The organism is Campylobacter sp. MIT 99-7217 (assembly GCF_006864365.1).
In the GTDB taxonomy this organism is placed as follows: Bacteria; Campylobacterota; Campylobacteria; order Campylobacterales; family Campylobacteraceae; genus Campylobacter_D.
This window is the reverse complement of the sequence record NZ_QHLJ01000001.1, coordinates 56,151-67,022: the sequence shown is the minus strand read 5'-3', so window position 1 is coordinate 67,022 and position 10,872 is coordinate 56,151. Positions and strand designations below refer to the sequence as shown.

Here is a 10,872-nt window from a genome sequence, read left to right as displayed (position 1 = left end):
TTTTGCGTTATTATAGCATTAATCAAAGATCGTATTTTAAATTTGTAAAAAAGATTTACAAAATTTTAAATTTCAATTTAATTTAAGAAAAATTAGTGTAGGATTTTATCCAAAAAATTTATTTTCATAAAGGATATAAAATGATGTCTCAGATGCGTTAGTCTGACTATCATTCGAGCATTTTCAAGATAGTCAGAGCAAAATCAAACATAAAGCAAGCAAAATGACTATACTTTGAAAGGAAACACAATGAAAATAAAAAATCTCGTTTTAGCCTCTCTTCTTGGGCTAAGTTTAAATCTTTACGCCGCAGAAAAAATCATAGTTGGAGCTACTCCTGTGCCTCATGCTGAGATCTTAGAGCTTATCAAGCCTGAGCTTAAAAAGCAAGGTTTTGAACTTGAGATCAAGGAATTTAATGACTATGTGCAACCAAATTTAGCAACACAAAGTGGGGATTTGGATGCTAATTTCTTTCAGCATACGCCTTATTTAGATGAATTTAACAAAAACAACAAAACCACACTTGTAAATGTTGCTGGCATTCATCTTGAGCCAATGGGACTTTACTCAAGCAAGCACAAACAATTTGACCCAAAAGCAGGTGCAAGCATAGCCATACCAAATGATCCAACAAATGAAAGCAGAGCCTTAGACATCATAGCTAAAACAGGAGCTATCAGCTTTGCAAAAGAGAATTTGCTTAAAACACCTTTGGATATCAAAGACAATGCTAAAAAGCTTAAATTTATCGAACTAAAAGCTGCTCAGCTTCCAAGAGCATTAAGTGATGCAGACTTTGCTGTGATTAATTCAAACTATGCCTTGGCTGCAAATTTAAATCCTATCAAGGATTCTTTAGTGATCGAAGATTCTACAAGCCCTTATGTCAATATCCTTGTTGTGAAAAAAGGCAATGAAAATACCAAAAAAACACAAGCCTTGATCAAAGCTTTAAAAAGTGAAGCTGTGAAAAAATTTATCTTGGATAAATACAAGGGTGCTGTTGTACCAGCGTTTTAAGGAAAAAAGATGAAATTGATTAAAATACTTTTTGCATTTATCTTAAGCCTTACTATCTTACAAGGTGCTGAAAAGATAGTTATCGGTGCTACTCCTGTGCCTTTTGGAGAAATTTTAGAATTTTCAAAGCCCTTATTTAAAGAAAAGGGCTTTGAACTTAAGGTGGTTGAATTTAGTGATTATTCTATCCCAAATAAGGCTTTGGCTGAAAAGTCTCTTGATGCGAATTTGTTTCAACACAAGCCTTATTTAGATGAGTTTAACAAAGCCAACAGCACAAATTTAGTTGCAGCTATTAGTTTGCTTATTACCCCTATGGGTGTGTATTCAAACAAGATCAAGGATATTAAAAATATCGCAAATGGTGCAAGTATAGCCATACCAAATGACCCAACAAATGAAAGCAGAGCCTTAGAAATTTTACAAAGTGCAGGACTTATAAAACTTGATGAAACAAAGGCTCTTAAAACGCCCTTAGATATAAAAGAAAATCCAAAAAAGCTTAAATTTAAAGAGCTAAAAGCTGCTCAGCTTCCAAGGGTTTTAGGTGATGTTGATATTGCTGTTATTAATACAAACTACGCACTTGATTTTGGTTTAAAGCCTGTAAAAGATGCCATTTATCTTGAGAAAAAAGATAGTCCTTACGCAAATTTTGTTGTGGTGCGTCCTGAAGATAAGGATTCTAAAAAAACAAAGATCATTAGAGAAATCATCACTAGCCAAAAAATCAAGGACTTTATCATTCAAAGATATGGCGATAGCGTTATTTTGACATTTTAAAGGTAAAAAAATAATGAAAAAAATACTCCTTATTTTAAGTTTTGTTGCAAGTTTTGTTATAGCCGATGAAAAAACCATTATCATCGGCTCAACTCCAACGCCTTATGGCGAAATCATCGCCTTTGCAAAGCCCTTGTTTGAAAAAAGAGGCTTTAAGATAATACATAAGGAATTTAACGACTATGTAACCCCTGATCTTGCTCTTCAAAGCAAGGATTTGGACGCAAATTTTTATCAGCACAAACCTTTCATGGAAGCTTTTAACAAAAACAATAAAGCAAATCTTGTTTCTTTAGGAGCTGTTGTACTCGTGCCTATGGCTATTTACTCAAATAAAATAAAAAATTTAAAGGATTTAAAACAAGGTGCAAGAGTAGCCATACCAAATGATCCAAGCAATGAAGCAAGATCTTTAGAGCTTTTGCAAAAGGCTGGACTTATAGAATTTCAAGCAGGACTTGAGGCAACTCCAAGTGATATTAGTAAAAATCCCAAAAAGCTTAAATTTGATGAGCTAAAAGCTGCTCAGCTTCCAAGAGCATTAAGTGATGTTGATATTGCAGTGATCATGACAAATTACGCCTTAGGAGCTGGCTTAAACCCTCTTAAAGATGGACTTTTTTTAGAGGATAAAACAAGCAATTATGCCATCATCTTAGCCGTGCGAAAAGGCGAAGAAAATACCGAGAAATCAAAAATTTTAAAAGAAATTTTACAAGGTAAAGAAGTTGGGGATTTTGTGCGTAAAAACTTTGATGGTGCGGTCATTCCTGCTAATTAAAAAGTGAGTTTATCTTGGCAAGGCTAATTTTACTCTTTTTTCCGGTATTAGTTTTTTGTGCAAATTTAGATGAAATTAAGCTTGAGCTTATCAAAGAATACAAAAATAATTTTCCTGATTTAAATATACAAAATTTAGAACTTTATGCTAATACTTTGCCAAGTGATTTTAAGGATTATCGTTTTTTAAAGCTTGGCTCTGCTAAATTTAACAGAGCCAACGGCTATGTAAGAGCTGAGTTTAAAACAAAGGAAAATATACAAAGAAATCTTTTTTTTAGGTATTTCATTAAGGCAAATTTAGAGGTTTTAAAATCCACAAAAGAGATCAAACGAGGTCAAAAGCTTGGACTTTTAGACTTTAGTGTAAGTTTGGTTGATTTTGATAAACTGCCTAGTGATATACTTTTAAAAGATGAAAATTTAGATCTTGTTGCCAAAAGTACTATCAAAAAAAATACCATTTTAAGAGCTTCTATGTTTAAAAGTAATCATCTCATAAAAAAAAATGAAAGAGTGAATGCCCTTTTAAAAGATGAAAATATAGGTATTAGCGTGGAACTTATAGCCATACAAAGTGGAAATTTGGGGCAGAAAATCAAACTTAAAAATGATGATGGAAAAATTTTTCAAGGAAGTGTCATAGGAGAAGGTAGGGTGATTTTAGAATGAAGATCTTAGTTGGCATAACAGGTTCAAGTAGCGTTGAACTTGGCTTTCGTTTGCTTGCTGTGCTTGAAAAAAAAGCAGAAGTTTTTTGTATCGTAAGTAAGGGAGCAAAAAAAAGTTTTCTTGCTGAAAACAAGCATTTTAATGCTCAAGATGATATGCTTGAGTTCTGTAAAAAGCACTTTCAAATAAAACAGATGACTTTTTTAGATGATGAAGATTTAAGTGCTGGGGCTTCAAGTGGCTCTTTTGGCATTGATAAAACTATCATCGCACCTTGCTCTATCTCCACCTTAGCTAAAATTCACGCAGGCTTTGCTGATAGCTTGCTTACAAGAGCTTGTGCTGTGGCATTAAAAGAAAGAAAAACCCTTATCTTAGGCGTTAGAGAAATGCCCTTTTCGACCATAAGTTTAGAACACATGACTAAACTTAGCACTCTTGGCGTAAGTATAGCTCCTCCAATTTTTGCAAGTTATGCTCAAATTCGTAGTCTAGAAGATGAATATAATTTTATTGTAGGAAAATGGCTTGATTTACTTCAAATCCAACATAATTTATTTGAAAAATGGAATAATTGATGATTTTTTGCTATATTTATATCAAAATTTGGAGCAAGTGATGAAAAAATGTATTTATCCAGGAACTTTTGATCCCATAACAAATGGACACTTAGATGTTATCAAAAGAGCCTTAAATATCTTTGATGAAGTTATTGTTGCTGTTGCAAAAAATGAGGCTAAAAAGCCTTATTTTTCACTTGAAAAAAGAAAAAAATTAGCCGAGCTTGCAACAAAAGAACTTCAAAATGTGAAGATCATTAGCTTTGATTTTTTGCTTGTTGATTTGGCTAGAAAAACGGGTATAAATACCGTAATAAGAGGACTTAGAGCTGTGAGCGATTTTGAATACGAGTTGCAACTTAACTATGCTAATTCTGCCTTATGGAAAGAATTTGAAACCATTTTTTTAATGCCTCATTTAGAAAATGCCTTTATTTCCAGCTCCATAGTGCGTTCAGTTAATGAACATAATGGAAATTTAAGTTCATTAGTGCCTGAATGTATAATCCCCTTTATGAAAGATAAAGAATGTATGTAGCACTTGAAGGTATTGACGGGGTAGGAAAAAGCACACAAATAGAGCTTCTAAAAAGAAATTTTAAAGAGGCTATATTTTGTTTTGAACCGGGAAACACGGCACTTGGAGAAAAATTAAGAGAAATTTTACTTGAAAGTAGGCTTCAAATTTGTAAAAATGCAGAGCTTTTGCTTTTTCTGGCTGATAGGGCACAACATTTTGAAGAAGTGATCAAACCAAATAGCCATGAACTCATTATCACTGATAGAAGTCTCATTTCAAATTTAGCGTATGCAAAAGACTTTGATATGAACTTTGTTTTGGAGCTAAATTCCTTTGTTCTTAAAGGCTTCTTGCCTCACAAATGTGTCTTTTTGGAAGCTAATGAAAAATTAATTTTGCAAAGATTTCAGGGTAGAAACTTAGACAAGATAGAACAAAGAGGAATTGGATATTTTTTAGAGCTTCAAAACCGCTTTAAAGAGGTTTTAGAACTTTTAAAAACTCGTTTTCATCTTGAGTTTTTGATCATCAATGCAGATAATGAAAAAGAAAAAATTTATAATAAAATTAAGGAATTTATCAATGATTAGTGCTTTAAAGGGAATGAAAGATTTATATGATGAGGAAGCTAGACTTTATGAGAGGGTTATAAAAACCTGTGAAAGTGTGGCTAAAAACTATGGCTTTAGCTTTATAAATGTGCCGCATTTAGAGCAAAGCTCGCTTTTTAAAAGAAGTGTTGGGCAAAGCTCAGACATCGTAGGTAAGGAAATGTATGAATTTACCGATAAAGCAAATAACGAAGTTTGCTTAAGACCAGAGGGAACAGCCGGAGTTGTAAGAGCTTATATAGAACATAAATTTGATAAAAGCTCGCCTATAAAAAAATGGTATTATCATGGCTCAATGTTTCGATACGAAAGACCTCAAAAGGGTCGTCTGCGTGAATTTCATCAATTTGGTGTAGAAAGCTTTGGCGTGCAAAGTGTCTACGAGGACATTAGCCTTATTATGATGCTTGTAAATATTTTTGATAAGCTTGAGATTAAAACAAAGCTCAAGATTAATTCTTTAGGTTGTCCTGAGTGTATAAAGACTTTTAAAGAAAAGCTGATCTCCTTTTTAAACTCAAAACAAGGTTTTTGCGAGGATTGTTTAAGACGCAAAGAACTTAATCCTATACGCGTGCTTGATTGCAAACAAGAGCATTGCCAAACACTTTTGAAAAATTGTCCCACTATAAGAGAAAATTTATGCTCTTCTTGCAAAATTGACTTTGAACTTTTATGTGAGCAATTAAAGGCTCAAGGTGTCGAATTTATCATTGATGATAGGCTTGTTCGTGGGCTTGATTATTACTCAAAAACAGCCTTTGAGTTTGAAAGTGATGAAATAGGTGCAAAATCAGCCGTAGCAGGTGGTGGAAGATATGATCTTTTGATTGAAAGCTTAGGTGGAAAATCAGGCTTTGGTATAGGCTTTGCCATAGGCATAGAAAGACTTATGGAAATTTTAAAACAAAAAGAAACATGCTCGAAAAGAGAGGGCATTTATCTTTGTGCCTTAGATGAAATTTATATTAAAGATTTACTCAACATAGCAAATAAACTTAGAAAAACACACAAGGTTCTTTTGAGTTATGAGGCAAAAAAACTTGCCAAGCACCTTAATCAAGCCGATACAAATAAGCTTGAAATTTTTCTTTGTATGGGTGAAAATGAGGCAAAAAATCAAAGTCTATTTTATAAAAATCTCCAAACAAAAGAAGAAAAAAATATCTTGATTTCAAATTTAAAGGAAGAGTTGTGAATGACTATGGTATAGACATTTGGAGTAATGATAATTTTGTTATTAAAAATGGTAAAGTTTGTATAAATTATGGTAAAAAACCAGCCCTCATTGATATAGTCAAGCAACTTCGAAATGATGGATATAAAGGACCTCTTTTACTTCGCTTCCCTCATCTTACAGCAAAACAAATCGCAAGAATCTATGGGAAATTTGCCAAGGCAAAAAAAGAATTTGACTACAAAGGCTCATTTAATGCTGTATATCCCTTAAAGGTCAATCAATACCCGGGCTTTGTTAAAAATCTCGTCGAACTTGGCAAGGACTACAATTACGGACTTGAAGCAGGAAGTAAGGCTGAGCTTTTGCTTGCTATGGCTTATAACAATGAACATGCTCCTATAACAGTCAATGGCTTTAAGGATAAGGAGTTAATAAATCTTGGCTTTATAGCTCGTGAAATGGGACATAATATCACTTTAACTATAGAAGGTCTTAATGAGCTTGAGAGCATTATTGACATAGCTAAAGAAAGATTTAAGCCAAAGCCTAATATTGGGCTTCGGGTGCGTCTTCATTCAGCAGGTGTTGGAATTTGGGCAAAAAGTGGAGGTATAAACTCTAAATTTGGACTAACTTCAACCGAGCTTATCGAGGCTATTTCTTTGCTTAAAAAAGCAAATTTACTCGAATATTTTACCATGATTCATTTTCATTTAGGCTCACAAATCACCGAAATTCACCCTCTCAAAAAGGCATTGATTGAGGCTGGAAATATTTATACTGAGCTTAGAAAAATGGGAGCAAAAAATTTAAAAGCCATAAATTTAGGTGGAGGCTTAGCCGTAGAATACTCGCAGTTTAAAGATGAAAAAAGCAGAAACTATACACTGAGTGAATATGCTAATGATGTTGTGTTTATCTTAAAAAATATAGCTGAGCAAAAAAGTGATTTAGAACCTGATATTTTTATAGAAAGTGGGCGTTTCGTTGCAGCAAATCATGCTGTTTTAGTTGCTCCTGTTTTGGAACTTTTTTCCCAAGAATATACAGAAAGTAAGCTTGTTTTAAAGAAAAAAAATCCAAAGCTTATTGATGAGCTTTATGATCTTTTTAAAAGCATAAAGCCAGCAAATGCTCTTGAATACATGCACGATAGCATAGATCATGTAGAAAGTATTCTTACCCTTTTTGATCTTGGTTATGTGGATTTACAAGATAGATCTAATGCTGAAATTTTAGTGCATCTCATCGTCAAAAAAGCTATTTCTTTACTTGGAGATACTCAAAATTCAGCTGATTTTTTAGCACTTCAAAATGAGGTTCAAGAGCGGTATTTGGTTAATTTCTCGCTTTTTCAAAGTTTGCCTGATTTTTGGGGCTTGGAGCAAAGTTTTCCTATCATGCCACTTACTCATCTTGATAAAAAACCTACAAGAAGTGCGAGTTTATGGGATATAACTTGTGATAGCGATGGCGAAATTTCTTATTCTAAACACAATCCCTTATTTTTGCATGATATAGATATTGAGAAAGAAAATTATTTTTTAGGATTTTTTTTAGTAGGAGCTTATCAAGAGGTTTTGGGCATGAGACACAATCTTTTCCCTCACCCAACTGAGGCTGTTATCAAAATAGATGATAAGGATTTTGAAATCACTAAGATTATAGAAGCCCAATCAGTTCTTGATACTCTTGAGGATTTAGACTATGATATACACGAGATTATGGATAGTCTAAATGAAAGAGTAGAAAGCTCTAAGCTGGTCAATGATAAACAAAAAAAGCAAATTTTAGGAGAGCTTTATCTTTTCTTAAATGATAATGGATACTTAAAAAGTCTAGATGTGTAAGATGAATATTTTTAAGATTATTAAAGAAGATTTAAAACAACCAAAGCTTCAAGATCCCGCTTTTAATTCTTATTTGGAACTTTTTTTTAATTATCCGGGTGTTTGGGCTGTAGTGAATTACCGCATAGCACATTTTTTCTATGAAAGGAATTTCAAACGCCTAGCAAGGATACTAAGTGGAATTTCTCAGTTTTTAACAGGGGTTGATTTACACCCTGAAGCAAAGCTTGGTAGAAGGGTTTTTATCGATCATGCAAATGGCGTTGTTATAGGACAAACAAGCGTAATAGAAGATGATGTTTTAATTTATCAAGGCGTAACCTTAGGTGGAACAAGTCTTGATAAAAATACAAAACGCCACCCTACCATAAAAAAAGGTGTCATCGTAGGAGCAGGAGCAAAAATTTTAGGCGATATAGAAATAGGCGAAAATGCTAAGATCGGATCAAATGCTGTTGTCGTAAAAGATGTCCCAGCAAATACAACAGCAATTGGAATCGCTGCTCATCTTAGCCAAAGCAAAAAAGAGGAAAACTCAAGGGCTATTGATAAATGTTGCGAGGATAAGCTTGAAGCTTTAGAAAAAAAGCTTCAAGAACTAGAAAATATCTTGAGAAAGATCAAATTTGAGTCTTAAAAACAAAGCCGGTTTTTTCAAATTTCATCTTTTTTTCATAAAAATCATGAGCCTTAGTTCTAAAAAAGCTAGAACTTAGCTCAATTTCCTCAAAGCCCTTTTCTTTCGCATAGGAACAAAGTTTTTTTAGGCATTTTTCCCCATAACCCTGCCCTCTTAAGCTTTCTTTTACCACAAAATCACAGATATAAAGGCAGTTTGTATGATAAAGCACATAAAAGGGCATTACCCCGCAAAGTGCGATAAGCTCATCAGCTTTTTTAAAGGCAAAAAGCTTATAATCAGCCCTCTTGCTTGCCTTTTTAAACTTAAGCAAGAACTCATCAAATTCTAAATTTGATCTTAACTCTCTCATCAAAGTAAAAGCCGTTTTTAACTCTTTGTTCTTTTTTAATCTTTTCATTTTCATCATTGCTTCCTTATATAAAATGAATTTATAACTAATATATCCTTTTTTGCCCCTTAAGCTCTTTATCATAATCTTTTAAATTCGTTTTTCCAACTATCCTTTGACGCGTAAAATTTCCCTCATAAAACAAACTTCTTTTGCTCTCATAACCATCTATTTTAAAATGATCATTTCCAGCTATATCAATGAGTGCATGGATCAAATCATCGCTCATAAAAGGCTTATTTGTAGAAGCTTTGATCCTTTTGTAAAGTTCTTCGTGTTTTTTGATAAATTCATCACTCACATAAATGATAAAAGGAATTTCGACCATGAAACGACTTATTTTTGCATCATTATGCAAATAATGCTCCCCTCTATCATACACCTCCTCGCCATGATCGCTTAAAAAGATCACTATACTATCACTATGCTTAAATTTATCAATGATAGAACTTAGGACAAAATCCCCATAAAGCGTGTTATTAGCATATTCTGCTATAGTTTTTCTTCCTTTAATGCTCTCATCTAAGTCCTCTTTTTTAAAGCGGTCAAATTCCTTAGGATAGCGGTTGTAATACACGGCGTGATTTCCCATTAAATGAACACTTAAAAAAAGCTTTTCATCTTGCTTTTTCTCTTTTAAAATTCTGGAAATCACAGGCAAAACCACCTCATCAGGTTTTGATTGCTCAAAATAATCACTCATGCTTGTATAAAAAACCTTATCGCTTCTGTGAAAAATCGTCGTTGAAGCCTTATCCCAGAGGCTGAATTTTTCTTGATTTGAGATATTTATCGCTTTGTATCCTGCAAGCTTTATCGCATCAATGACATTTAAAAACTGGGACCAATTTCTTTCTTTTGTGTCTTGATTATAAAAAGTAAGTACCTGAGCTAAGGCTTCATAAGTCGTCGTTTGAGAGGAAATCACATCATCAAATACAAGCAAATTATCAGGATTTTCTTGCTTAAGCTTTACTAAATTTGGCGTATCTTCAAGCTCAAAACCATAAATTTGCATTAAATTTCTTTGAGTTGATTCGCCGATAATCAAAACGATATTATCTATCTTGTCTTTTTCATCTATCTTTGTGTAATTTATATCCTTGATAAAAATGTCAAAATTCTTAGAAATTTGCTCGTATTCGTTCATGGATTTTAAAATTCTATTTAAGGACTGATTAAAAGATAAAGTAGCATTATAAATCACATCGCTATATCTTTCATAATGAGGTCTAAATTTAAACACATGAGCACTTATCACAAAAAGAAGTAAGATCAAAAAGATATAGAAAACTCTAATGCCCCCCCCCCGTGTCAGTGCTTTTGTTTTCTTAAAAACAAAATAAAAAAATGCCAAAAATAAAAGAGAAATCAAAATAACCCTAAAATCAAAATAAACACTCAAAAACTCCCTTGCTTCCTTGGGATCACTTTGCAAAGCAATGCTTAGCAAGTAAGGATTTAAAGTGCTATCAAAATGAAAAATCAAAAAGATATTCAAGATAAACAAAAGCAAGCTTATAAAGGTAAAAATGTAAAAAATAAAGCTTTGAAGCCAGCTAAAAGGGATATAAAAAATCAAAACAAAGACCAAAAAATAAGTGCAAAAAAGCATACTTTCTCTATAAAAAAGCGAATAAAACCAATAGCCATCAAAAAGCTTGGGTAAAACAAAAAACTGAGAACTTAAAATAAAAAGTGAATTGATACACAAAAATAAAACAAAAAATTTCGCAAAACGCGCCTTACAAACAAACATAAATATCCCTTTATGGATCAAATAGTTGAAAATATGTTTAATTCTAGTCAAAAGAAGTTACAAATTTACTTTATAATGGTGTCTTATTAGTAAATAATATAAA

At 32.8% G+C, this 10,872-nt stretch carries 12 protein-coding genes; 10 read left to right on the top strand and 2 right to left on the bottom strand.

The annotated features are described in order from the left end of the window. Nucleotides 1-249: 249 nt before the first annotated feature. From DMB92_RS00350 to cysE, 10 genes are read left to right on the top strand one after another with little or no spacing between them, the layout of a single operon-like run. Nucleotides 250-1,023, top strand: a complete 774-nt coding sequence (locus DMB92_RS00350; protein WP_142681056.1) for a MetQ/NlpA family ABC transporter substrate-binding protein — start codon at nucleotides 250-252, stop codon at nucleotides 1,021-1,023. A gap of 9 nt (nucleotides 1,024-1,032) precedes the next feature. Continuing rightward, entirely contained in the window at nucleotides 1,033-1,806 is a 774-nt protein-coding gene (locus DMB92_RS00345) for a MetQ/NlpA family ABC transporter substrate-binding protein (protein WP_142681055.1), read from the top strand. A 13-nt stretch (nucleotides 1,807-1,819) separates the two neighbouring features. After that, on the top strand, nucleotides 1,820-2,587 hold the full coding sequence (locus tag DMB92_RS00340; RefSeq protein WP_142681054.1) for a MetQ/NlpA family ABC transporter substrate-binding protein: 768 nt from the start codon (nucleotides 1,820-1,822) through the stop codon (nucleotides 2,585-2,587). A 14-nt stretch (nucleotides 2,588-2,601) separates the two neighbouring features. Continuing rightward, a complete protein-coding gene (gene flgA, locus DMB92_RS00335; RefSeq protein WP_260604675.1) occupies nucleotides 2,602-3,258 on the top strand; it encodes a flagellar basal body P-ring formation chaperone FlgA in 657 nt (218 codons plus the stop codon). After that, the gene (locus DMB92_RS00330; protein ID WP_142681052.1) at nucleotides 3,255-3,836 is read left to right on the top strand and encodes a UbiX family flavin prenyltransferase; all 582 of its coding nucleotides are present in this window, start codon (nucleotides 3,255-3,257) and stop codon (nucleotides 3,834-3,836) included. Before flgA ends, DMB92_RS00330 begins: the two co-directional genes overlap by 4 nt. Nucleotides 3,837-3,876: 40 nt before the next feature. Next, complete coding sequence (gene coaD / locus DMB92_RS00325) at nucleotides 3,877-4,356, top strand: pantetheine-phosphate adenylyltransferase (protein ID WP_142681051.1); 480 nt, start codon at nucleotides 3,877-3,879, stop codon at nucleotides 4,354-4,356. After that, the gene (tmk, locus tag DMB92_RS00320) at nucleotides 4,347-4,928 is read left to right on the top strand and encodes a dTMP kinase (RefSeq protein WP_142681050.1); all 582 of its coding nucleotides are present in this window, start codon (nucleotides 4,347-4,349) and stop codon (nucleotides 4,926-4,928) included. The genes coaD and tmk overlap by 10 nt, the downstream gene beginning before the upstream one ends. Continuing rightward, nucleotides 4,921-6,147 carry a histidine--tRNA ligase gene (hisS, locus tag DMB92_RS00315; RefSeq protein ID WP_142681049.1) on the top strand — a complete coding sequence of 409 codons (1,227 nt, stop codon included), beginning with the start codon at nucleotides 4,921-4,923 and terminating at the stop codon, nucleotides 6,145-6,147. The genes tmk and hisS overlap by 8 nt, the downstream gene beginning before the upstream one ends. Then, the gene (gene speA / locus DMB92_RS00310) at nucleotides 6,144-7,979 is read left to right on the top strand and encodes a biosynthetic arginine decarboxylase (protein ID WP_142681048.1); all 1,836 of its coding nucleotides are present in this window, start codon (nucleotides 6,144-6,146) and stop codon (nucleotides 7,977-7,979) included. The genes hisS and speA overlap by 4 nt, the downstream gene beginning before the upstream one ends. Nucleotide 7,980: 1 nt before the next feature. Continuing rightward, nucleotides 7,981-8,616, top strand: coding sequence for a serine O-acetyltransferase (cysE, locus tag DMB92_RS00305; RefSeq protein WP_142681047.1), 636 nt, complete (start codon nucleotides 7,981-7,983; stop codon nucleotides 8,614-8,616). On the opposite strand, the gene DMB92_RS00300 is transcribed toward cysE, so the two are convergent. Continuing rightward, a complete protein-coding gene (locus DMB92_RS00300) occupies nucleotides 8,600-9,019 on the bottom strand; it encodes a GNAT family N-acetyltransferase (RefSeq protein WP_142681341.1) in 420 nt (139 codons plus the stop codon). The two genes, cysE and DMB92_RS00300, sit on opposite strands and share 17 nt — an antisense overlap. Nucleotides 9,020-9,056: 37 nt before the next feature. Continuing rightward, entirely contained in the window at nucleotides 9,057-10,769 is a 1,713-nt protein-coding gene (locus DMB92_RS00295) for a phosphoethanolamine transferase (RefSeq protein WP_142681046.1), read from the bottom strand. Nucleotides 10,770-10,872 lie beyond the last annotated feature (103 nt).